Origin of the sequence: Candidatus Pantoea deserta (assembly GCF_003813865.1) — a bacterium.
Classification (GTDB): Bacteria; Pseudomonadota; Gammaproteobacteria; order Enterobacterales; family Enterobacteriaceae; genus Pantoea; species Pantoea deserta.
The window spans coordinates 483,310-506,894 of sequence record NZ_RMVG01000001.1; the positions used below are offsets into that span (position 1 = coordinate 483,310).

Genomic DNA, 23,585 nt, shown 5'->3' on the forward strand with positions numbered 1-23,585 from the left:
CCGCTTATAATGCGGCATGAAAGTTAAACAGTTGCGTTGTAATGATTTTTTTATGCGGATTAAGGGATACAGCAGTACTGTTACCGGTAACAGCGGGCAATAGTGTAACACCGTTGCGGTAAAACATTTAGATCCCAGAAACAAATCCGCACAAATTCATTAACATCTCATCAGGATGCGTTACCTGAGACAGGCATAACTGTCACCACCAGATACAAACCCACCACAGACAGATAACGACAAAAAACGTTATAAAAGGTGCTCATTACCGCGGAGAGTCTATGTTTAAGTCCTTTTTTCCCCGACCGGGGCTGTTTTTTAGCTCGGCAGCGATCTGGAGTCTGGTCGCCATTTTTGCCTGGTTTGGCTTTGCCGATGATTTGCCGTCACGCTGGCCTGCGCTACAGGCGGCCATGCATCAGCCGCTGCCAACCTCGGCCGCGCGCTTTATCGCGCCCAGCCAGCTGTGGTTCTACGCCTATTACTGGCTGATGGTGACAATTTTTGCGCTGGTCTGGCGGGTGACTGATAACCATCCCTGGCAGCGCTGGTCGGTGTGGGGTTCCGCGCTGATTATCTTCGTCACCTGGTTCGGCGTGCAGGTCGGCGTGGGCATCAATGCCTGGTACGGTCCGTTTTACGATCTGATCCAGCAGGCGCTGACCAAAGCCGGTTCGGTGCAGATAGCCCAGTTTTATGCCGAAGTGCTGGCGTTTCTCGGCATCGCCCTGATTGCGGTGGTCATCGGCGTAATGAACTCGTTCTTTATCAGCCACTGGGTGTTCCGCTGGCGTACCGCGATGAACAACTACTACATGCACAACTGGCAGCGGCTGCGTCATGTCGAAGGCGCGGCGCAGCGTGTGCAGGAAGACACCATGCGTTTCGCCAGTACGCTGGAGAGCTGGGGCGTCAGCTTTATTCAGGCGATCATGACGCTGGTGGCGTTTTTGCCGGTGTTAATCAGCCTGTCGCATCACGTTAAGGATGTGCCGATTCTGGGCAATATCCCTTACGCGCTGGTGATCGCCGCGCTGCTCTGGTCGCTGTTTGGTACGGCGCTGCTGGCGCTGGTGGGGATTAAGCTGCCGGGGCTGGAGTTCCGCAATCAGCGGGTCGAAGCGGCCTATCGTAAAGAGCTGGTGTATGGCGAGGACAATCCCGAGCGCGCCACGCCGCCGACGGTGCAGACGCTGTTCAGCCGCGTACGCCGTAACTATTTCCGCCTCTACTTTCACTATCTCTATTTTAATATCACCCGCATCCTCTATTTACAGGTGGATAACGTGTTCGGCCTGTTCGTGCTGTTTCCCTCCATCGTGGCGGGCACCATTACCCTCGGCCTGCTGAACCAGATCACCAACGTGTTCGATCAGGTGCGCTCCTCGTTTCAGTATCTGATCACCTCGTGGTCAACGCTGGTGGAGCTGATGTCGATCTACAAACGTCTGCGCAGCTTTGAGCAGATTTTGCAGGATATTCCGCATCAGGAGATGATGCGCGAAGCGGCGGAAAACGAGTAAGACGTCCGGCGTAACCCTGCTGGGCGACGGTAACAGGAGCCGGGCGGTTTCCCGTCACACCGCCGTCCGCTGAAAGGCGCACCTCAGGGATGAGGTGCGTATCTGCGCGGGTCAGCCTCCTGCCGACAGCGTGTCTCAGCTTAAACCAGCGCGGCAAACACCTTCTCGACGGCGTACGCGCCGGGATCTTTTACCCCATCCAGCGTCTGCTGATTTAAGTAGGATGCGCGCCCCGCGCCTGCCTTCTGCATCTGCGCGGTCGCCTCCGCCCCCTGCGCGGCCGCTTCAGCCGCCTCTGCCAGGGTTTTGCCCGCCACCAGCGCATCCAGCGCCGGTTCCAGCGCGTCGATCAGCGTGCGGTGACCGACCTGCGCGCCGCCGTAGTGCTTCATCTGCTCCAGCCCCTGCTTCAGCGCCTCCGGCAGCGTGCCGCCCTGCGTCAGATGCTGGCCCGCAGCGGTAAACATAATTGACATCAGCACGCCGCTCGATCCGCCCATCACCGTCGCCAGCTGCTCGCCCACCAGCGCGAACAGCGACGGCAGATCCGCCAGCGGCAGCTGCCGCGCCTCCAGCGCGCTTTTCACCTTGCGCGCGCCGGCCGCAAAGGTCGAGCCGGTATCGCCGTCGCCGACTTTAGCATCCAGCGCATTGAGTTCCGCTTCCAGATCGATCAGCGTCTGCGCCACGCGGCTCACCACCTGCGCCGCCTGCTCATCCTGCGACGGCGTGACTTCCAGCTGGCTGACCACCCGCTCGCTGGTCAGGGTGGTAACAGGTTCAACCGCATGGATCGGCGCCCAGCCCAGCACTTCGACCGGCGCTTTCAACGCCTCCAGAAACGCCGCTTCGACCTGCAACACCGTCAGGGAAAACCCTTTCATATCCAGCGCGCTCACCAGCGTGGCCGGGCCGATCAGATGGCTTACCTGCGCCGCCAGCGGGCTTTTCAGCACGTCGCGCGTGACCAGCGCCAGCTCCAGCATAGAGAAGCCGCCGAGGTTGTTGACCAGCAGTACCGCTTTAGTGCCGGAGGAGAGACTGCTGGCCAGCTTTTGCGTCATGATGCTGACCAGCTGCGTGCTGTTTTGCGTATCCAGCGTGATGACGCCCGGCTCGCCGTGGATCCCCATCCCCAGTTCGCTCTCTCCCTCTTTCACGCGGTTATCGCGCCTTTCCCCTGGAATATGGCAGGTCGAAAAGGCCACGCCAATGCTCGCCGTTGCTTTGATCGCCCGCTGCGCCAGGGTTTTCACCTGCTCCAGCGACTGCCCCTGCTCTGCGGCAAAGCCCGCGATTTTATGGATCAGCGCGGTGCCTGCGATGCCGCGCGGCTGCGGATTTTCCGGCAGCGCAATATCGTCCTGCACCATGACCATTTCGACCCGATAGCCCTGCGCGCGCGCCTTCTCGGCCGCCAGGCCAAAATTCAGACGATCGCCAGTGTAGTTTTTTACAATCAGCAGACAACCGGCGTCGCCGGTGACGTTGATAATGGCGCTCAGCACCGCATCGACGCTGGGCGAGGCGAAAATATCGCCGCACACCGCAGCGGTCAGCATGCCTTTGCCGACGAAACCGGCGTGGGCCGGCTCATGTCCTGAACCACCGCCTGAAATCAGCGCGACCTTGCTTTTATCCCAGTCGTTACGCACCACAACGCGAATGTCTTCGCCCAGATCAAGGCGGCTGAGGTTATGCCACGGCGTGCTCAGCAGCACGCCTTCGATCGCTTCGTTGACCAGATTATTTTTTTCATTCATCAGGAACTGGCTCATTGCATCCTCTCCGTTGGTGTTGATGCCGCCAGGCAGCGGCACGCTAATAAAGGTAGCCGAAGAAATACAAAGGGCGGCGCAGCGGCCGCCCCTGAAGAGAGAGGGAAAATTAAAGCGCGATGCGCATCACGCTGTCCGGGTTTTTTGGCGGCGCTTTGCGCGAGCCAGGCTGTTTGACGCTGACAAACAGCGTTTTGCCGTCAGCCGACAGCGCCAGGCTGTTGGGCAGCCCCGGCGTTTTAACGCGGCGTTTTACCCTGTAGCGGTCGGCGTCGATGATGCTGACCTCGCCCGCGTTACGATGGGTGACGTACAGCTCGTTGCTTGCTGGATTGAACAGCACCGCCAGCGATTCCGGCACCTCGATCGCCTGGATAAGCGAGCCGTCGCGCAGATCAACGACCTGCACCTGCGCCTGCTTTGCATCGCTGAGGAATGCGCGCTGGCCTTTGCTGTCCAGCGCGATATTCAAAAAGAAGTGCGCCTTATCGCCGTCGATCTTCTGGCGCTTTTCAATGGCGTTGGTGCGGGTGTTGATGGTGACCAGTTCACCGTCGGCGTTGGTGACATAAAGTTTCTGCCGCTCGCTGTCCACCGCCAGCCCGGTGCCCATCTTGCCAGTACCGGGAACCACGCTAATCAGCTGAAGCGTTTTGCCGTCAACGACCCACACTACGCTCTGCGGCCCCAGGCCGGTTACGTAAACGCGATTGGTTTTCACATCGACGGCAACCTCGCGCGGCTGCAAAGGGCGCACGCTTTCGCTGCGCTGACGACCGTCCAGCACCAGGGTATTCATCACCTTGCCGCTGGTCGCGTCGATGGCGGTCAGCGCGCCGTTTACCGTATTGCCGATATAGAGCACGTTGGTTTGCGGGTTAATCGCCGCGCCAAAGTTTTTTAATTCGGTGGGGATAGTTTGCGTAATCGCCAGGCTGTGCGGGTCGAGGCGAAACACCGCGCCGCCCTGCGCATCATTGCCCTGCGAAGCGGCGAGGAACAGGGCGTTGTCGCGAGAGCTAAAGGCCAGTTCATACGCGCCTTTGCTAATCGGCTGACTGAGTTCGTCCGCATGCGCCAGCATGCCGGTGGCGGAAAAGAGCAGGCTCGCAAATAGCGTGCTGCGCAGCGCAAAAGATAAGGATGTCATGATCTCTCCATAGCAAAAATTCACCGCCATCAGGCAGTGCAGGAAAGCTCACATTGCAAAGCAGACAAAAAGAGACAGCAGCCCGGAGGCCGAAAGCAGATAAGTTTTTGGCAAATCATAAGGATTTATTGCCGAAAGGAAAGCGTTTTCAGGCGCCTGAACGCCGCCAGGGCGCCCTGAGGCGCCCTGTCAGCAACTGCATTTCGCTTATTTCAACAGTTCGGCCGTCATGTGCACGCCGTTGTTGTTGTAGGCTTCGGTCACTTTATATGACGCGCCCGCTTCTTTAGCCTGAGCGGCGATTTTGGCTTCAGCGCCGTCCAGAGTGGAGTCCACAGCGGTCACGCTCTGGGCGAAGCTGGTGAGCGGCAGAAAGGAGAGAGCGATTACAGCAGCAAAAGTTTTGATAGTGTTCATGGTCATTTCCTTAACAGATATTGAGTTGAGTAAGGCGTGTCGCCTTGTTGAGAGAGATAATAGAACGGGGAAGCTGCCAGGGATAGCGGAGATAATTGCGGAACTTCATCAAAATAACTGATGATGAAAGCGCACAAGAGGTATAGCAGCGGCACAAAAGGTATACTTGCTACCTTAAAGAAAAAGGGCAGCATAATTGGCTGCCCTTTCGCCTTTTAACCGTGATGTCGCACGCGGGTAAAGATAGTGAGCGCCGCCAGCAGCATCAGCACGCCGCTGGCGAGAAAGACGCCGCCTGCGCCCTGCAAATCAAACATCCAGCCGCCCGCCGCCGCGCCTGCGGTGATCGCCAGCTGGATAGTGGCGACCAGCAATCCGCCGCCAGACTCCGCGTCGTCCGGCACCGCGCGCGAAATCCAGGTGGACCAGCCGGTCGGCATCGAACCAAAGGCGAGTCCCCACAGCGCGACGCCTGCGCCGACCGTCCAGGAAACGTCAGCAAAGCTCACCAGCAGCAGCGCGGTGGCGCTCATCACCAGCGCCATGCCGCTCAGGGTCAGCGATACGCTGCGCGTCACCAGATAGCCTGCCAGCGAGGTGCCGAAGAAGTTCGCTACGCCAAACGCCAGCAGCACCAGCGAGAGCTGATTGAGGTTGAGCTGCGCGCTGCTTTCCAGAAATGGCCGCAGGTAGGTAAAGAAAGCAAAGTGGCCGGTGAACATCATAATCACCGCCAGCATACCCCAGCGCATCAGGCCGCTGCGCAGCAGGTCGAGGACGCCGCCGCTGCGCGCTTTGTTCTCTGGCGGCATCGCCGGCAGCGTAAAGCTCTGCCAGATCAGCGCCAGCACGCCCAGACCGGCGGTGAGCAGAAAGATATTGCGCCAGCCGATTAGCCCGCCCAGATAGCTGCCGAGCGGCGCGGCGATAATGGTCGCCAGCGAAATGCCGCTAAAGACAATCGACAGCGCGCGCGGCACCTGATCGCTGGGCACCAGACGCATGGTAATAGCGGTAGAAAGCGTCCAGAAGCCGCCTATCGCCATACCAAGCAGCACGCGCGCCAGCAGGATCAGCGTCAGGTTGCCGGCCAGCGCCACCAGCAGCGCCGACGCCACCAGCAGCAGGGTAAATGCCAGCATCACCACGCGGCGATCGAGCCGCCGCGTGACGCTGCCGACCACCAGACTGGTAAGCAGCGCCACCAGCGCCGTTACCGTCACCGTTTGTCCCGCCTGCCCTTCTGACACCTGTAGCGAACTCGCAATCGGCGTCAGCAGGCTAACCGGCAGAAATTCCGCGGTAATTAAGCCAAACACGCCAAACGCCATTGAAAACACTGCGCCCCAGGCGGGACGCGCGGGAACGGAAACCTCATCAGCCACTTCTGTACTCAGACTCATGCAGCTTCTCCATAGATAAATTAGGTAAGGCTGGAGCATAGAGATTGAAGGCAAGACGATCTATGATGGCAACACCTTCATTGTTGATAATTCGTCTGGAATGCCATGAGTCACTACGAAGATCTGACCAGCGAACTGCTGATGGGCATGCGGCTGCACGGCGTGAAATACCAGCGTATTCAGCTGGCTGCGCCCTTTGGCCTGCGTTATGCGCATGCGCCAGGCCGCGCGCAGTTTCACTTTGTCGGACGCGGGCCGCTGCTGGTGCGCGGCGCGTCAGGCGCGATCTACAGGCTGAATACCGGCGATGCGCTGCTGATCCCGCACGGTAAGCCGCACAGCCTGCTTTCCTCGCCTGACGCCCCTAGCGAAGATATTGCCGCCTTTGTCAGCAAGCCGATCTGCGACAGCGTCTGCGCCATCGGCGCGCCTGCCAGCGCCTGCGACGACGAAGAGAGCGTGATCCTGTTCAGCGCCTGCATGAAGTTTGAACTAGGCGGCATGCAGCCGCTGATCAATACCATGCCGGACATCATGCTGGTCAGTACGCTGCTGTCGCAGTACCCGGAGATCCAGCCGATTCTCGACGCCATGGAGCGCGAATCGCGCACGCGCCACGCCGGGTTTGCCGGTATTCTGTCGCGGCTGGCGGACGTGGTGGCGGCGCTCATCGTGCGCGGCTGGGTAGAGAACGGCTGCGGCCAGGGCAGCGGGCTGGTGCAGGCGATGCGCGACCCGCGCCTGAGTAAGGCGATTGCCGCGATGCATCGTGAACCCGGTGAAGCCTGGACGGTAGAGCGGCTGGCAAGCGTGGCGGGCTGCTCGCGTTCCGTATTCGCCGAACGCTTTCAGCACGCCACCACCATGACGCCGCTGCGCTATCTGACCGAGCTGCGGATGCGGCTGGCGGTGCAGCGCATCGTCAACGACGGCGAGGCGGTGGAAGCGGTGGCGTTTCAGCTCGGATATGGATCGCTGGCGGCTTTTAGCCGCGCCTTTAAGCGCATTGTCGGTCAGCCGCCCGGCGCGCTGCGCGCCGGACGGGAAGAGACGCGCGCGGCCTCTTAACGAAAGACGCTGATGGCCTCCACCAGCCGGTTGGCCTGATGGGTCATGCGGCCAGACGCCTCGGCGCTCTCCTGAACGCGCGCCGCATTGCGGTGGGTGATGTCGTCGAGATCCTCAACCGCCGTCGAGACTTCGCTTAGCGCGGTAGACTGTTCGGCGGTGGCCGCGCTGATCTGCGCAATCAGCGACGAGACGTTCTGCACCTGCGCGACGATGTCCTGCATAGTACGGCCCGCCGCGTCGGCGTGGCTGCTGCCCAGCTGAACGCGGCTGGCGCTGGTCTCCACCAGGCTTTTGATTTCACTGGCGGCTTTGGCGCTGCGCTGCGCCAGGCTGCGCACCTCGCCGGCCACCACCGCGAAGCCCTTGCCCTGCTCGCCCGCGCGCGCCGCCTCCACCGCGGCGTTAAGCGCCAGGATATTGGTCTGGAAGGCGATCCCGTCAATCACGCTGGTGATACGGGCGATACGCTGGGAGCTTTCGGCGATTTCGGCCATCATGCCGACCATCTCCTGTATTACCTCGCCGCCTTTGCTCGCCGCCTGGCTGGTGTGGGCGGACAGGGTATTCACCTCGCCCGCCGTTTCGGTATTGCTTTTTACCGTGGCGGTCATTTCGTTCATAGTGGCCGCGGTCTGCTGCACGTTGGCGGCGGCCTGCTCCGTGCGGCGGCTCAGCTCGTTATTGCTGTTGGCGATGGCGTCGCTGGCGCTGAGGACATTAATCGCCTGGCCGCTGACGTCATCTACCAGCCAGCGGAACATCAGACCGAGCTGGCCGATGGCTCGCAGCGTCATGCCCACTTCATCAACGCGATCCATCTGCTCGACTTTGTGGCTGGCCCCGGTCGCCACGCTCAGCGCCTGGCTGCACATACGTTCAATCGGCCGGGATATCTGCTGCTCCAGCCACAGACTGGTCAGCAGCAGCAGGATCGCCAGACCGCCGGTAAAGCAGCCCAGCGCCGTGGCTGTCATGCCGAGCAGCGCGGCGCTGAGCGCGGCCAGCGGCAGCAGCGCCATCAGCGGCAGGCGAATGCGCCAGCGCAGCGGCAGCGTCTTCAGCAGCGACAGCGGGCGTCGCCAGCCGGTGCGCACAATCAACCCTTTATGAAAGCGACGTCCCTTCGTCCGTCCTTCGCGAAACGCCTGGTAGAGCGCTTCGGTCGCCTTCACCTCGGCGTCGTCTGGTTTGGTGCGTACCGACATAAATCCCTGCATCTTACCGTCGCGCACCACCGGCACCGCGTTGGCGCGCACCCAGTAGTGATCGCCATTTTTACGTCGGTTTTTCACCAGCGCCGACCAGGGTTCGCCCTGTTTCAGCGTCGCCCACATATCGGCAAAGGCTTCCGGCGGCATATCCGGATGGCGCACTATATTGTGCGGCTGCCCGTTGACCTCTTCCGGCGTAAAGCCGCTGACGTCAATAAAGGCATCGTTGGCGTAGGTGATATAGCTGTTGATGTCGGTGGTCGACATCAGGGTCGCGCGTTCGTCAAAGACGAATTGGCGCTGAGTGACGGGCTGGTTATTGCGCATGGGAGTCCTTGAAACGGCTGCTGAATGTAGGGGGATATCAGTTATGTTTTTTTATATTTTCGGCAGCGAAAGACCCTGGCTTTAGAGCGTGATCTAAATTTTTGGCATTAAAAAAGCGGTCTGGCGAGGATCTGCGCTGCCGGGACCGCTGGTATAATTCGTAAGCTATTTTAAATAATTCCCCCGCACTACTCCTGTAGCGCCGGACGAATAAAGCCCCGATGGGCGCTAAGCCGGGCGCGGGCGGCGGCGGCATCCAGGCCGGTCAGCACCATCAGAATCGCGGTCTTGCAGTGGCCTTCGCAGGCGGCCAGCGCCGCGCTGGCGGTGTCGGCGTCGCACTCGGTCGCCTGCATAACGATGTTGATCTGGCGCTGAACCAGCTTCTGATTGGTGGCTTCCACGTCCACCATCAGGTTGCCATAGACTTTGCCGCTGCGGATCATCGCGCCGGTGGTGAGCATATTGAGCACCAGCTTTTGAGCGGTGCCCGCTTTCATACGCGAGGAACCGGTCACCACCTCCGGGCCAACGACCGGCGTCAGCGCAATGTCCGCCGCCTGAGCCATCGCGCTGTTGGGGTTACAGGTCAGCGCCGCCGTGACTGCGCCAGCCGAACGCGCATACGCCAGCGCGCCCAGCACATAGGGCGTGCGGCCGCTGGCGGCAATGCCCACCAGCACATCTTTCGCGCTGAACTGGATGTCACGCAGATCCTGCGCCCCCTGCTCGCGGTTATCCTCCGCATTTTCTACCGCTTGCAGTATCGCCTTATGACCGCCCGCGATCAGCCCGATAACCTGGCCGCGCGGCGTGCCAAAGGTCGGCGGGCATTCGCTGGCGTCAAGAATGCCAAGACGCCCAGAGGTGCCTGCGCCGCTGTAGATCAGACGTCCGCCCTGCGCGAATGCCGCGACGATGGCGTCCACCGCCTGCGCGATCTGCGGCACAATACGCTCTACCGCCAGCGCCACTTTTTTGTCTTCGTCATTAATAACGCGCAGCATGGACTCGGTCGAAAGTTCGTCAATGTGCTGGCTGGCCGGGTTGCGGCCCTCGGTGATCAGCTGGCTGAGGTCGATAGTCATAGGAGGTGCTCCGGGATCAATTATTCAGGCCGGTTTTATCATATTTGCGGGATAAAAAAAGGGTTCAGACGATGTCTGAACCCTGCTGTGTGAAAAGCTGTTGTCCCCTGGGCAGATCAGACTCGCGGTCTGAAAGCCCGATCAAACGGAGGTCAGCTCGCCGTTTGCGCGCGCAGCTTCAGCTCATAGGCTTTCGCCTGCTCGGCGTCGAACTGGTTCTCCCAGCGGGCGATAACCAGCACCGCCAGCGCATTGCCGATCACGTTCAGCGCGGTACGCGCCATATCCATGATGCGATCCACGCCGGCGATAAAGGCCAGGCCTTCCAGCGGGATCCCCACGCTGCCCAGCGTCGCCAGCAGCACCACGAACGACACGCCCGGTACGCCAGCGATACCTTTCGAGGTCACCATCAGCGTCAGCACCAGGATGATCTCATCAGTCAGCGACAGGTCGATGCCGTAAAGCTGAGCGATAAAGATAGCGGCAATACTCTGATAGAGCGTCGATCCGTCCAGGTTAAACGAGTAGCCGGTCGGCACCACGAAGCTGGTGATCGCCTTCGGCGCGCCGTAGGCTTCCATCTTCTGCATAATACGCGGCAGCACGGTTTCCGAGCTGGAGGTCGAATAGGACAGAATCAGCTCGTCTTTGAGGATACGCATCAGGGTGGTAATGCGCAGCTTACAAAAGCGCGCCACGCCGCCGAGGATCACAAAGGCAAAGAACAGAATGGCGGCGTACACCAGCAGCACCAGCTTCGCCAGCGGCCACAGCGAGCTGAAGCCGAAGTTGGCGATGGTAACGGCGATCAGCGCGAACACGCCCACCGGGGCGTAACGCATGATCATATGCGTCACTTTAAACATGGTTTCCGACACGCTGCGGAAAATGTTCACCAGCGGCTCGCGCTGCTCTGACGGCAGCGCCGACAGGCCCATGCCGAACAGCACCGAGAAGAAGATAATCGGCAGCATGTCGCCCTTCACCAGCGAGGCGAAGATATTCTGCGGAATCAGCGACAGAATGGTAGTGACCAGGCTGTGCGGACCGTTCTGCACCGCTTCGGTTGTCGCTTCATACTTAGAGATGTCCACCGTTGCCAGCGTTGACATATCAATGCCGGTGCCGGGTTGAAACACGTTAGCCAGCGTAATGCCGACCACAATGGCAAGGGTGGTGATCACTTCAAAATAGACAATGGTTTTTACGCCAATACGCCCCAGTTTCTTTGCATCGCCGACGCCCGCAATGCCGACAATCAGCGATGAGATCACGATAGGCACGACGATCATCTTGATAAGATGAATAAAAATGTCGCCCGCCGGGCTGAGAATATTGGTGATTAGCCATTCACGATCGTCTGGCTGATTATGCAGCACTGAACCCACAACGATGCCAAGCACCAGTGCAATCAGAATCTGCCAGGCCAGGCTTATTTTAAAACCTTTCATAACGCGTTATTTCCTCAGTCAAAACCCCTATTGCTACGCTGCGAAGGTGCAGAGAAGGATACACACAGGGAAGTGAGCAAAAGCCCGGTAAATTAGAGGGTTATTGAGGACAGCGTCCCGCACGAAAATGCGACGATTCCCGTACCCTTTTCAGACGCCGTCTGGTTGAGTCCTGCTGAGCAGGGGCGAGATAAGTACCATTTTCGCTGTAGTAAATGCAACCCCTGGCGCGTTCGATTAAAGATTAGCCACTCTGACAGGATAAAATGCTGTTTAGTTATCAAACCCCTAACTTGCTGTTATAAAAAGTAATAGTTTTCAACAAAACCGCATAGCTATGCACAAATGCGCAAAAAGGCTTCGGGTTTGTTTGCGCATTTTTTCGCCACACCTTCCCGCGTCTGCCGGTGTTCTGCAAGGCCTGGCAGGCAGGCTTTTACTCTCGTGATCTGAGGCGCAAAAAAGAAACAAAGCGATGGCAGAGGCTTCACTTAACCTTTGATTGACATATCATTAACATCTTCAAGGAGAGCCGCCATGAGCCAAATACATAAACATCCGATTCCTGCCAGCCTTGCCGCAAACGCCCTGATCACTGCCGAGCAGTATCAGACGATGTATCAGCAGTCCGTCAGCGACCCGGATGCGTTCTGGGGCGAACAGGGCAAAATCCTCGACTGGATCAAACCTTACAATAAAGTCAAAAACACCTCTTTCGCCCCAGGCAATATTTCTATTCGCTGGTATGAAGACGGCACGCTAAATCTGGCGGCTAACTGCCTCGATCGCCATCTGGCCACGCGCGGCGACCATCCCGCTATTATCTGGGAAGGCGATGACGCCAGCGAAAGCAAGACGCTGACCTTCAGCCAGTTGCACAATCAGGTGTGCCGCTTCGCCAACGTGCTGCTGTCGCTGGGCGTGAAAAAAGGCGACGTGGTAGCCATTTATATGCCGATGGTGCCGGAAGCGGCGGTGGCGATGCTCGCCTGCGCGCGCATTGGCGCGGTGCATTCGGTGATTTTCGGCGGCTTCTCGCCGGAAGCGGTCGCGGGCCGCGTGGTGGACTCCAGCGCGAAACTGGTGATTACCGCCGATGAGGGCGTGCGCGCCGGACGCACCATTCCGCTGAAAAGAAACGTCGATGACGCGCTGAAAAACCCCGGCGTCAGCAGCGTGAAAAACGTAGTGGTGCTGAAACGCACCGGCCAGCAGACAGACTGGCAGGATGGCCGCGATCTCTGGTGGTCCGACTTAATGGATAAAGCCAGCGAGCAGCACGCGCCCGCCGAGATGCAGGCCGAAGATCCGCTGTTTATCCTCTATACCTCTGGCTCCACCGGCAAGCCGAAAGGCGTGCTGCATACCACCGGAGGCTATCTGGTCTATGCCGCGACGACCTTTAAATACGTGTTCGACTACCATCCGGACGATGTCTACTGGTGCACCGCCGACGTCGGCTGGGTAACGGGCCACAGCTATCTGCTTTATGGCCCGCTGGCATGCGGCGCGACGACGCTGATGTTTGAGGGCGTGCCCAACTGGCCGAAGCCGAGCCGCATGGCGGAAGTCGTGGACAAGCATAAAGTGACGCTGCTCTATACCGCGCCCACGGCGATCCGCGCGCTGATGGCCGAGGGCGACAAGGCCGTTGCGGGCACCAGCCGTCAGAGCCTGCGCATTATGGGATCGGTGGGCGAGCCGATTAACCCGGAAGCCTGGGAGTGGTACTACAACAAGATTGGCGACGGCCGCTGCCCGATTGTTGATACCTGGTGGCAGACCGAAACCGGCGGCTTTATGATCACGCCGCTGCCGGGCGCTACTGAGCTGAAGGCGGGTTCCGCGACCAAACCCTTCTTTGGCGTGCAGCCCGCGCTGGTAGATAACGAGGGCAACCCGCAAGAGGGCGCCGCCGAAGGCAATCTGGTCATCACCGACTCCTGGCCGGGCCAGGCGCGCACCCTGTTCGGCGATCATGACCGCTTTGAACAGACCTACTTCTCTACCTTTAAAAACTGCTACTTCAGCGGCGATGGCGCGCGCCGTGACGAGGACGGCTACTACTGGATCACCGGCCGCGTCGACGATGTGCTTAACGTTTCCGGCCATCGCCTCGGCACCGCTGAGATCGAGTCGGCGCTGGTTTCCCATCCGAAAATCGCCGAAGCGGCGGTAGTCGGCATCCCGCACAGCATCAAAGGCCAGGCCATCTACGCCTATATTACGCTGAACCACGGCGAAGAGCCGTCGCCGGAGCTGTACAGCGAGGTGCGCAGCTGGGTGCGGAAAGAGATCGGTCCCATCGCCACGCCCGATATTCTGCACTGGACCGATTCGCTGCCTAAAACCCGCTCCGGCAAGATTATGCGCCGTATTCTGCGCAAGATCGCCGCAGGCGACACCAGCAATCTCGGCGATACCTCTACGCTGGCCGATCCGGGCGTCGTGGACAAGCTGCTGGAGGAGAAGCAGGCGATCCGCATGCCTTAACGCTTTTACCGGCGGGAAGGCTCTTCTTCCCGCCGCCCTTTCCTTACGCTGTGTGTTTCTGAAGTCACATAACAATATCTGTCAGGCCTTTCTCGCGCAGCGCGTGAGGCTGTCGCCTGCACCACCTCTGGAGAAACTGTGATGAACGACGCTCTTTCGACGCAGGAGGCAGTGAATCAACGGATTGAACGCCATCCCCGCTTTCAGGAGCTGGTGCATAAACGCCAGCGCTTTGCCCTGTTGCTGTCGCTGGTTATGCTGGCGCTCTACGTCGGCTTTATTCTGCTGATCGCCTTTGCCCCCGGCTGGCTCGGCACCCCCCTGCATGACGGCACCAGCGTTACGCGCGGCATTCCCATCGGCGTGGGACTGATCGTGATTTCTTTCGTGCTGACCGGCGTTTATGTCTGGCGCGCTAACGGCGAGTTCGATCGCCTGACAAAGCAGATCGTCACCGAGGTGAAACCATGAAGCGTCTTTCTCTCTGGCTGCTGGCGCTGCTGCCAGCCGCCGCGCTGGCGGACGCCCTGACCGGCGCGGTGCAGAAGCAGGCCACCAACTATCAGGCGATCGTCATGTTTGTGGTGTTTGTCGCCGCCACGCTGGGCATTACCTGGTGGGCGTCGAAGCGCACCCGCTCGCGCAGCGACTACTATACGGCGGGCGGCAATATCACCGGCTTCCAGAACGGGCTGGCGATGGCAGGCGACTTTATGTCTGCCGCCTCGTTTCTGGGCATCTCGGCGCTGGTTTACACCTCCGGCTACGACGGGCTGATCTACTCGCTCGGCTTCCTCGTGGGCTGGCCGATGATCCTGTTCCTGATTGCCGAACGCCTGCGCAATCTGGGCCGCTACACCTTCGCTGACGTCGCCTCTTACCGTCTGCAACAGAAGCCGATCCGCACCCTTTCCGCCTGCGGCTCGCTGGTGGTGGTGGCGCTCTACCTGATTGCGCAGATGGTCGGGGCGGGCAAGCTGATCCAGCTGCTGTTTGGTCTCGACTACCATATTGCCGTGGTGCTGGTGGGTATCCTGATGGTGCTGTACGTGCTGTTCGGCGGCATGCTGGCCACCACCTGGGTGCAGATTATCAAGGCGGTGCTGCTGCTGTTTGGCGCCAGCTTTATGGCGATTATGGTGATGAAGGCCACCGGCTTCAGCTTCAATAACCTCTTTACCCAGGCGATGGCGGTGCATCCGAAAGGCGCGGCCATTATGCAGCCTGGCGGGCTGGTGAAAGATCCCATCTCGGCGCTGTCGCTGGGGCTGGGGCTGATGTTCGGCACCGCCGGACTGCCGCATATTCTGATGCGCTTCTTTACCGTGGCCGACGCGCGCGAAGCGCGTAAAAGCGTGTTCTGGGCCACCGGCTTTATGGGCTACTTCTACTTCCTGACCTTTATTATCGGCTTCGGCGCTATTCTGCTGGTGGGCGCGAACCCCGCCTTTAAGGATGCCTCCGGCGCGCTGATTGGCGGCACCAATATGGCGGCGGTGCACCTGGCGAACGCGGTCGGCGGCAGCACCTTCCTCGGCTTTATCTCCGCCGTGGCCTTCGCCACCATTCTGGCGGTGGTGGCCGGACTGACGCTGGCGGGCGCGTCGGCGGTGTCGCACGACCTCTACGCCAGCGTGATCCGTAAAGGCCAGGCCACCGAGCGGGAAGAGCTGCGCGTGTCGAAGATCACCGTGCTGGTGCTGGGGGTGGTGGCGATTGCGCTGGGCATTCTGTTTGAGAAACAGAACATCGCCTTTATGGTCGGACTCGCCTTCTCTATTGCCGCCAGCTGTAACTTCCCGATTATTCTGCTGTCGATGTACTGGTCAAAGCTCACCACGCGCGGCGCGATGATCGGCGGCTGGCTTGGACTGATTACCGCCGTGGTGCTGATGATCCTCGGCCCGACGATTTGGGTGCAGGTGCTGGGCCACGCGTCGCCGGTTTATCCCTATGAGTATCCGGCGCTGTTTTCGATGATTGTGGCCTTCGTCGGCACCTGGTTCTTCTCGATTACCGACCACTCGCCGCAGGGCGCGCAGGAACGCGGCCGCTTCCGGGCGCAGTTTATCCGTTCGCAAACCGGCATAGGGATCTCGCAGGGCAAGGCGCACTGACGTCCGGGTCATGACACCACACCGCAGCCTGATCGCTGCGGTGTTTTTTTGCCCGGCGGGCAGCGCAGAACTATTTCACTAAGCGGGACAGCACGCCTGGCGTGATGCCAAACATGTTTTTAAAGTTGCGCGTAAAGTGCGCCTGGTCGCTAAAGCCGAGATCGGCAGCCAGCGAGGAGATAGGCTGTCCGTTGAGAATGCGCTGTTTAGCAATCTTAAGCTTTTCCCCGCGCAGCCAGGTATAGGGCGGCATGCCGTAGGCGGCAGAGAAAACGCGCACCAGCTGGACAGGCGTCAGACCATAGCGCAGCGCCAGAGTTTCAAGCGCGGGCGGCGTCGCCATCTCCTCCATCAGCTGCGAGGCAATGGCGGCCGCCAGCACCACATCTTTATGACCAAACAGGCACTTTGTTTGCGTGCCCGCCTGGCTGGCCACCTCGGCGAGCAGGCCGGCGATGCGCTCCATCACGTCATTATCGCTGTGCTCGCGGCTCAGGGAGAAGGCGGCGGTTTGCCGGATCTGTCGGGCAATCTCTGGCGCGTTGAATACGCTGCGCCTGAACCGCTCATCGGCGGGCAGCCCCGTCAGCTCGCACACCAGCGTCGGTTGCAGATAAAAACTGTAGTAAAGCCAGTTATAGGGCGTCGGGGTCGCGGCCTGAACCTGTCCTGGGTTATAGATGGTAATATCATCAATGCTCGCCTCCGTGCTGTGGCCGTCGAGCCAGATCTTTTCGCGCCCCGAAAGATTCGCGCCAATATAAAACTCATCGTGAGAATGTCTGGGAAAAACATGGGCAGTGCTGTCAGAAAAGGTAATTTCAACTCCGCCGATTTTCCGGTATGCCGTGATAGCCATCGTCAACATCGCCTTGTGTATTACTGACGCGCCATATTTCCGTCGCCACAGAGAAAAAACATAGTAACAAAATCGCTACAAATGAGAATGGCGACGGGGACAACCGGGGATCAAACAGTTGGAAGACGAAGGTGAAAGCCGGACTTACAGCCATAAATACCATGACTTTGACGGGAGTCAGCACTTTAATAGCATATTGCAAACACCACAGCGGCACGATCACACCCAGAATCGCCAGCAGCACAACGCCGGGCAGCGCCGGACCCATGACATCGGACAGCTCGTTCACGCCTGAGCTAAAGGCAAAGGTAATCGCGATAGTGAGATAGAAGCGGTGCGCCATAATGGTTTCCGGCGGACAGTCGTGATTGCTCAGCTTTTTGCTGAAGATGCTGGAAAACAGACTGAACAGCGCGCAGGCGACGGCAAAGCCGATGCCCGAAACCACCTCCCGCAGGCTGTAGCCGTTTTTCGTCCCGCCCTCCTGAATGCTCAGCCAGCCAAGCCAAATAGAACAGAGCGCAATGCCCAGCAGAAAAACCAGCCGATACTCTCTTTTTTCCGTGCGGGAAAAGAGCGGATAAATCAGCACGATCAGCAGCGGCGCCAGGCCGGTAATAATGGCCGACGCCACGGCCGGCTCCAGAAACCGCAGCGAGTAGAAAAAGGTAATCCAGGCCCCTGCCGTGGTCAGGTTCAGCGTCAGCAGCGTCAGTCCGTGTTTCAGCGGCAGGCTATAGCGCTGACGCATGCGGGTGAGGCAGAGAAACTGAAAGAAAAGGAACACAATGGCAAACACAATAAATGTCACCGACATGGGATGCGCCGTCTGTATTAAATAGCCTGAATAAACCTCCTTTCCGGCATCGAGGAAATTATACAGCAGCACCATAGTCAGTCCGAAAAATGCACCATTTCTCTCAGTCATTGTCATCTCAGGCTAGCTCAAACAGTAAACCGTCATTTTCCAGCTGACGAATCATTTTATAATCGCTGATAATCTGCTCTTCGCTGTTGTGGCAAAGATAGATAATGCCTGGATTAGTAAACAGATCTCGGGTGCGGTAAATTCTCTCCCCCGCCTCTGGCGTATGCATCATGCCGAAATAAGAGGGAAGATGATGAATTAACTCTTCACAGCGGTTTTTCACCACCACGCCCTCGAATTTCGACGCCAGGGTGACGCAGAACAGATGCGCTTTTCGCACATATTCCTGAGAGAGCCTCTGCGCGAATTTCTCTGGCGTCAGATAGCGCTCGGCGGTTAAGGTGACATGGCTGTAGCCCAGCGCGGTAATCACCGCGTCATGCATAATAGTGCCCTGCATTCTGGCCGCCGTTTCAATCAGCACCGGTCCCGCTTCCGTCCACATAATTTCGCTGTGCGACGGCCCTTCATTAACGCCCAGCAGGGTCAGCGCCTGTTTCATATAGGCAATCAGACGCTGTTGTATTTCGCCCTGATAGGGCAGCAGAATCTCTTTTTCACAGATTAACGACGCCTCTGAAACCAGAAGTTTATCGTCGGACCAGATCTCGGTAATTAAATGCTCGCCGTTCATGCTGACCGCGTTAACAATAAACTGCTGGCCATGCAGCCGCTCCTGAAGCAACACATGGGTATTAATCAGGCCAAGTTTATTTCTTTTACCCAAAATCTGATCAAACGCCTGCGCCAGCTCATCCCGGCCGCTGCAAAACCTGACGCTGTCCGCGCCCGCGCTGTCAACGGGCTTGACCACCACCGGCCACTGTTGCCGCGCTTCAGCCCAGCTCAGGGCCTCATCCAGCTGCGACGTGATGCACTGCGGAATAGACGCCAGACCGCCCTGACGCAGCGCGTCCTGCATGGCGAATTTATCTCTGCGCAAGCGGCTGGTTTTCCAGCTGTTGCCAGGCGTGCCGAGCCGCGATGAGAGATAATCCGCAAGCTCCACGCCGGTCTCCGTGCCGGGGATAATGTAGTGCGGCCGGGCAGCCTCCAGCTGGCCCAGAATGGCGTTAAACCCGTCGAGGTGACCGGAGACCGGCGCAAGAAGCAGGTCAAAGCTTTCCGGCACAAAGGTCGGCAGGTATTCATCGGGTATTTCCGGACAGGACTGTACGTGAATACAAAACCAGCCTGCCTGTTTGAAAAAGGGCACCAGCGCGGCCCCGGTTGAATAGGCATCAACGATGCAGATGACCTTTTTCATGATGCGTTTCCTTTCCGTGCCACAAAGACGACATTGTCATCAGCGCCTTTCGGTCTCAGGTCAAAATCGCCGTAGATGCCCACCTCGTGAAAACCTGCGTTCAGCAGCGCCGCTTGCAGCGTTTCTTTCTCATACAGCCGCGTCAGGCAGGACCAGGAGCGCCCTTCCTTGCTGTACTCCACTTTCAGCAGTCGCTTCTCCCAGTCCATAGAGAGCCGCTCGGTTACGCCATTATTGATGCGCGTCAGTTTCCCCTGAACATCAATGCGGTTGCGCGCCCTGTCCATATCCGCCAGTTCCATAATCAACACGCCGCCCGGACGTAGCGCCTGAAACCAGACCGGCAGCAGCGAGAGATCCTCTTGTTCGCTATTGCAGTAGCCAAAGCTGGTATAGACGTTGACCAGAATATCGAACAGGCCAGAGGGGGGATTGGCCATATCGCGCTCGGTATAGTGCGGGCCGGGAGAAATAGCCTGGGCGATATTGAGCTGCTCGGCGGACAGATCCAGCCCGGTTACCCGATAGCCCTGTTTAAACAGCGCCATACTCATCTTTCCAACGCCACAGCCAATATCCAGCAGCGCGGGATACTCTACCGGCGGAAAATGAGTCGCAATCGCCTGGGCTGCGCGCTGATAATTCTCGTATCGTCCCAGCGCGTCAGAGATTTCGGTGAAGAAAACCGGGAACCCCTGTTCATCGTTCATTCCGCCTGCGTTTTTTCTGTTAAGCATGTTTCTCTCCATTAATTGCGCTGGGTTTCAGGCTGAAGTGTCTTGCGGATAAATCGCTTCCATTGAGTCATGCGTAAGATTTTCATCATTGAGATCAAGATCGTTCGCATAGGTGAAAACAATAACCGTGCGTCGCGATTCCGACGTCAGCGGAGAAATACGGTGCAGCGCATCCCTTGCCCGTAACAAATAACACTGCCCTTGCGAAACATGGCGGCTAAATACCGTGTTCTCTTTTAAAACGTTTTTTATCCAGTCGCGCGTGTCGGTTTTTCGCCACGGAATACGCGGGATGAACTCGACGCGGCCGCCGGATAAGACGTCCGGCTCATCAATCACCCAGACCAGCGCATAGGAGTAGTCGTCCCAGTGCCATCCATGCGTATCGCCGCTTTTGTTTTGCGAATTAATAATAAACTCCTCCGGCTCATAGGGAACCCGATAGAGTTTTTCGCCAGTTACCTGCATAAAAAAATTCAGAATAGCCGGGCTGTCGAAAAAGGCCGGAATATACTTGCCTTTTTCACGGATAATATTCCTGCCGACGCTGTCATAGGCGCGCGGCGTATTTCCGCTTTCGGCAATAATCACCTCTCTGCGCAGCGACTCCTCTTTCAGCAATGTCCGTGCCTCATTTTCCATTTCAAGTTTAATATTTTGCGGCAGCAGGTCATCAATGACGACCATCAGATCACTTTGATAATCGCTTTTTAAATAGTTAATCAGTGAGACGGGGAAGCTATTAATGTGCTTTTCAATTTGCTGTTCAATGCCGTTCATATTTTCCTGTCCATAGTAAAAATGTGTTTGCCGTCCCCATTTTCCTTTTTTACGTTAGCGGGTCTTGTATGTGATTTCAGGTTGCGCTCACTTTTTGAGCAATTAGTAAGAGGCAGGAGTAAGTCCATGAAAACAAAAAGCCTGCCATCCGGAGAGATGGCAGGCTTTAGGATAAAACGCAGGCTGCTCAGGCGAGCAGCAGCGGTTTAGAAGCGCAGCGAGGCGCCGACGTACGGGCCGTCGACCAGCACGTTGTCTTTGCGGCCGCCCTTGTTGTTCAGCTCAATGTACTGATAACCCACGCGCAGGTTCAGCAGAGAGATCGGCGTAAAGCTCAGGCCGCCTGCCGCTTCCTGATAACTGTCCAGATGGTCAGTCAGACCTTCCGGCGCATAGTAGTATTCGCCATACAGTCCCCACATGCTGTTGAAGCTGTACTGCGCACCGCCGCCCAGCGCCACGGCAAAGCCATCTTTACCATCTTCCGGATGGGTGAAAATGGTCTTGGCGGTCGGAGCCAGACGCAGGCCGCCGATATCGACGTTATAACCCAGGCCAAGGCCATAGGTGCTGCCGTCATGGTCGCTGCGCAGCCAGTTGCCTTTAAGGAACAGACCTGGCGAGGTGGTGCCGAGGCCAAGATTCAGATTGGTGTTGTGCTCGCCCACGTCCACGCTGCCTTCAATAGCCTGTGCCGCGCCGCTCAGCAGCACCAGACCCAGCGCGCTTCCGGTAACAAGTTGCTTAAACATGATTCCACTCCATGAAAGGACAATTATTTCGGCGCAAAGGTTAACAGCCTGAAATCCCCTGACAACTCTATTTGGCAACCTTTACGTAAACAGACATGTCGGGCCGATTTCACGCCGTCCACATCAGGTGGCCGATAAGCGGAGCCAGCACCACCGTCACCACGCCAGAAAGCATCATCACCAGGCTGGACACCACGCCCTCCTGCTCGCCCAGCTGATAGGCGCGCGCCGTGCCTGCGCCGTGCGAGGCCGCGCCGAATCCCGCGCCTTTCGCCACGCCCTGCTGAATAGCGATGCGCAGGAACAGTACGTCGCCAATCGCCATCCCGAACACGCCGGTGATCACCACAAACAGCGCCACCAGATCCGGCTGGCCGCCCATGGGCTTCGCCGCCGCCAGCGCGAAAGGCGTCGTCACAGAGCGTACCGCCAGGCTGCGCTGGATAGATTCCGGCAGCGTCAGCAGCCGCGCCAGCCACACAGAGCTGCACACCGCGACCAGCGTCGCGGTCAGCACGCCCGCGCTGAGCGACAGCCAGTGCCGACGGATTATCGCCATGTTCTCATACACCGGCACGGCAAACGCCAGCGTCGCCGGGCCGAGCAGCCACAGCAGCCAGTGGCTTTCGGCGATATAGTCCTGCCAGGAGACGTGCGTCACCAGCAGCAGCCCCACCAGCAGCAGCGGCGTCGCCACCAGCGGCATCAGCAGCAGGATGCGCCAGCGGCGATAGAGGCGTTTATTAAGAAAGTAGATCAGCAGCGTCACCGCCAGACAGAGCAGACTCAGGATAAAATCACGCATCGCGCTGCTGCTTACGCGCTGCGCGCGACACTTCGTATTTATACAGGCGATCGACCACCAGCGCGGTAGAAGCCAGCACCAGCATGGTGCTCAGCGCGATCACCACGCAGATGCGCCAGCCGTCTACGCGCAGCAGATCGCCGTAGTTGACCACCGCCACTACCGCCGGAATAAAGAACAGCAGCATCTCGGCCAGCAGCCAGCGCGACCCCGCTTTGACCCAGCGCAGCGGCAGCACGCGCGTTACGATCAGCGTCAGCATCAGCAGCATGCCGACGATATTGGCCGGCAGCGGCAAATGCAGCCAGCTCACCAGATGATCGCAGGCGATAAACATCCCGACGTACAACAGCAGCTGTAGCGGCAACCAGAGTCGTTGCAGCCTGCCCGTTCTCTGCGGGCTGAGCGCTAACGCCATTTTTTCTCTCCCCCTATATTGTCCGGCGGTTAGTATAAATCCGCCGCAGAAGGTGAAAAAAATGAATTAAAATTATTTTAATCATGCATAAAAGGAATAGTTATGGACGTCCGCGCATTGCGCTACTTCACAGAAGTTGTGCGTCAGCAGAGTTTTACCCGCGCCGCGCAGAAGCTCTATGTCACCCAACCGACTATCAGCAAAATGCTGCGTCAGCTGGAAGAGGAGTTGGGCTGCACGCTGCTGCTGCGCGATGGCCGCAAGCTGCATCTGACCGACAGCGGGCAGGCGGTCTACCAGCGCGGGCTGGCAATTTTGCAGGAGTTCCATCAGCTGGAGGTAGAGATTGGCGATATTAATCAGCTGAAAACCGGGGAGCTGCGCCTCGGCATTCCGCCTATGGTGGGTATGCAGATTGCGGGATCGATTTCAGCCTTCCGCCGCCGCTATCCTGGCGTCGAGCTAAAGATCGCTGAGTTCGGCGGCCTGACGGTGCAGCAGGCGGTACTGACGGGCAGTCTGGACATTGCCCTGACCGCGCTGCCGATCGATCCCGATCTGCCGCTCAACACCCTGCCGCTGATGCACCATCCGCTCTGCGTGCTGGTGCCGCGTCAGGCCGACTGGCTTAGCCGCAGCCGGGTCGCGCTGTCAGAGCTGGCGGCGCATCCGCTGCTGATTTTCAACGAGGAGTTTTCGCTCAATCGCCAGCTGATGAAGGCGTTTCAGCGTCTGGGCGTCACGCCCAATATCGCGGTGCGCAGCGGACAGTGGGATTTTCTCGCGGCAATGGTTCAGGCGGAGATGGGGCTGGCGATCCTGCCGGAGCCGATCTGTCAGCGGCTGGATAAGCAGTCGCTGCTGTGGCTGCCGCTGGAGTCAGAGCTGAAATGGAGTCTGGGGCTAATCTGGCGCGAAGGAAATTATCTGTCGCGCAGCGCGCAGGCGTGGATTGACTGCTGCCGCGAGCACTGGCCGGACAGAGCGCCGCGCCTGAAGGTTTAGGC

21 protein-coding genes are annotated in these 23,585 nt (G+C 58.7%); 6 read left to right on the plus strand and 15 right to left on the minus strand.

Annotation, left to right across the window (positions count from 1 at the left end; translation table 11 throughout):
* Positions 1 to 281: 281 nt before the first annotated feature.
* On the plus strand, positions 282 to 1,523 hold the full coding sequence (gene sbmA / locus BBB56_RS02265) for a peptide antibiotic transporter SbmA (protein WP_123798388.1): 1,242 nt from the start codon (positions 282 to 284) through the stop codon (positions 1,521 to 1,523).
* A 140-nt stretch (positions 1,524 to 1,663) separates the two neighbouring features.
* Here sbmA and BBB56_RS02270 read toward each other — a convergent pair whose 3' ends face one another.
* The 4 genes from BBB56_RS02270 to BBB56_RS02285 form a co-directional block, all read right to left on the minus strand.
* Positions 1,664 to 3,301 (minus strand): dihydroxyacetone kinase subunit DhaK, encoded by a 1,638-nt coding sequence (locus tag BBB56_RS02270; RefSeq protein WP_123798390.1) that lies wholly within the window; start codon positions 3,299 to 3,301, stop codon positions 1,664 to 1,666.
* 109 nt (positions 3,302 to 3,410) lie between these two features.
* Positions 3,411 to 4,451, minus strand: a complete 1,041-nt coding sequence (gene yncE / locus BBB56_RS02275) for a 7-bladed beta-propeller protein YncE (RefSeq protein WP_123798391.1) — start codon at positions 4,449 to 4,451, stop codon at positions 3,411 to 3,413.
* Positions 4,452 to 4,658: 207 nt separating this feature from the next.
* A complete protein-coding gene (locus BBB56_RS02280) occupies positions 4,659 to 4,868 on the minus strand; it encodes a YdgH/BhsA/McbA family protein (protein ID WP_123798393.1) in 210 nt (69 codons plus the stop codon).
* Positions 4,869 to 5,083: 215 nt separating this feature from the next.
* The gene (locus BBB56_RS02285; RefSeq protein WP_123798394.1) at positions 5,084 to 6,271 is read right to left on the minus strand and encodes an MFS transporter; all 1,188 of its coding nucleotides are present in this window, start codon (positions 6,269 to 6,271) and stop codon (positions 5,084 to 5,086) included.
* A 105-nt stretch (positions 6,272 to 6,376) separates the two neighbouring features.
* Here BBB56_RS02285 and BBB56_RS02290 point away from each other — a divergent pair, with 105 nt between their 5' ends.
* Complete coding sequence (locus BBB56_RS02290; protein WP_123798396.1) at positions 6,377 to 7,339, plus strand: AraC family transcriptional regulator; 963 nt, start codon at positions 6,377 to 6,379, stop codon at positions 7,337 to 7,339.
* Here the strand turns inward: BBB56_RS02290 and BBB56_RS02295 are convergent.
* The 3 genes from BBB56_RS02295 to gltP form a co-directional block, all read right to left on the minus strand.
* The gene (locus tag BBB56_RS02295; protein ID WP_123798398.1) at positions 7,336 to 8,880 is read right to left on the minus strand and encodes a methyl-accepting chemotaxis protein; all 1,545 of its coding nucleotides are present in this window, start codon (positions 8,878 to 8,880) and stop codon (positions 7,336 to 7,338) included. The two genes, BBB56_RS02290 and BBB56_RS02295, sit on opposite strands and share 4 nt — an antisense overlap.
* 188 nt (positions 8,881 to 9,068) lie before the next feature.
* Positions 9,069 to 9,968: an N-acetylmuramic acid 6-phosphate etherase gene (gene murQ / locus BBB56_RS02300; RefSeq protein WP_123798400.1), complete on the minus strand. Its 900-nt coding sequence runs from the start codon at positions 9,966 to 9,968 to the stop codon at positions 9,069 to 9,071.
* A gap of 152 nt (positions 9,969 to 10,120) precedes the next feature.
* Positions 10,121 to 11,422 (minus strand): glutamate/aspartate:proton symporter GltP, encoded by a 1,302-nt coding sequence (gene gltP, locus BBB56_RS02305; RefSeq protein ID WP_123798402.1) that lies wholly within the window; start codon positions 11,420 to 11,422, stop codon positions 10,121 to 10,123.
* Positions 11,423 to 11,959: 537 nt separating this feature from the next.
* On the opposite strand from gltP, the gene acs reads away from it, so the two are divergent.
* The 3 genes from acs (at position 11,960) to actP (ending at position 16,032) form a co-directional block, all read left to right on the plus strand.
* On the plus strand, positions 11,960 to 13,915 hold the full coding sequence (gene acs / locus BBB56_RS02310) for an acetate--CoA ligase (protein ID WP_123798404.1): 1,956 nt from the start codon (positions 11,960 to 11,962) through the stop codon (positions 13,913 to 13,915).
* 141 nt (positions 13,916 to 14,056) lie between these two features.
* Positions 14,057 to 14,386: a DUF485 domain-containing protein gene (locus BBB56_RS02315; protein WP_123798406.1), complete on the plus strand. Its 330-nt coding sequence runs from the start codon at positions 14,057 to 14,059 to the stop codon at positions 14,384 to 14,386.
* Positions 14,383 to 16,032: a cation/acetate symporter ActP gene (actP, locus tag BBB56_RS02320; RefSeq protein ID WP_123798408.1), complete on the plus strand. Its 1,650-nt coding sequence runs from the start codon at positions 14,383 to 14,385 to the stop codon at positions 16,030 to 16,032. Before BBB56_RS02315 ends, actP begins: the two co-directional genes overlap by 4 nt.
* Positions 16,033 to 16,102: 70 nt before the next feature.
* Here the strand turns inward: actP and BBB56_RS02325 are convergent, their stop codons facing one another.
* The 8 genes from BBB56_RS02325 to BBB56_RS02360 form a co-directional block, all read right to left on the minus strand.
* Entirely contained in the window at positions 16,103 to 16,891 is a 789-nt protein-coding gene (locus BBB56_RS02325) for an AraC family transcriptional regulator (RefSeq protein WP_123798410.1), read from the minus strand.
* Positions 16,854 to 17,819 (minus strand): DMT family transporter, encoded by a 966-nt coding sequence (locus BBB56_RS02330; protein WP_123798411.1) that lies wholly within the window; start codon positions 17,817 to 17,819, stop codon positions 16,854 to 16,856. Before BBB56_RS02330 ends, BBB56_RS02325 begins: the two co-directional genes overlap by 38 nt.
* 7 nt (positions 17,820 to 17,826) lie before the next feature.
* Positions 17,827 to 19,086 (minus strand): ATP-grasp domain-containing protein, encoded by a 1,260-nt coding sequence (locus BBB56_RS02335; RefSeq protein ID WP_123798413.1) that lies wholly within the window; start codon positions 19,084 to 19,086, stop codon positions 17,827 to 17,829.
* Positions 19,083 to 19,823, minus strand: coding sequence for a class I SAM-dependent DNA methyltransferase (locus BBB56_RS02340; RefSeq protein ID WP_123798415.1), 741 nt, complete (start codon positions 19,821 to 19,823; stop codon positions 19,083 to 19,085). The genes BBB56_RS02335 and BBB56_RS02340 overlap by 4 nt, the downstream gene beginning before the upstream one ends.
* Positions 19,824 to 19,850: 27 nt before the next feature.
* Positions 19,851 to 20,603: a HalD/BesD family halogenase gene (locus BBB56_RS02345; protein ID WP_123798417.1), complete on the minus strand. Its 753-nt coding sequence runs from the start codon at positions 20,601 to 20,603 to the stop codon at positions 19,851 to 19,853.
* A 206-nt stretch (positions 20,604 to 20,809) separates the two neighbouring features.
* Entirely contained in the window at positions 20,810 to 21,355 is a 546-nt protein-coding gene (locus BBB56_RS02350; protein ID WP_123798419.1) for a YfaZ family outer membrane protein, read from the minus strand.
* Positions 21,356 to 21,464: 109 nt separating this feature from the next.
* A complete protein-coding gene (locus BBB56_RS02355; RefSeq protein WP_123798421.1) occupies positions 21,465 to 22,160 on the minus strand; it encodes an LrgB family protein in 696 nt (231 codons plus the stop codon).
* A complete protein-coding gene (locus tag BBB56_RS02360) occupies positions 22,153 to 22,578 on the minus strand; it encodes a CidA/LrgA family protein (protein WP_123798423.1) in 426 nt (141 codons plus the stop codon). The genes BBB56_RS02355 and BBB56_RS02360 overlap by 8 nt, the downstream gene beginning before the upstream one ends.
* A 102-nt stretch (positions 22,579 to 22,680) precedes the next feature.
* Between BBB56_RS02360 and BBB56_RS02365 the strand changes: the two genes are divergently transcribed.
* Positions 22,681 to 23,583: a LysR family transcriptional regulator gene (locus BBB56_RS02365; RefSeq protein WP_123798425.1), complete on the plus strand. Its 903-nt coding sequence runs from the start codon at positions 22,681 to 22,683 to the stop codon at positions 23,581 to 23,583.
* Positions 23,584 to 23,585 lie beyond the last annotated feature (2 nt).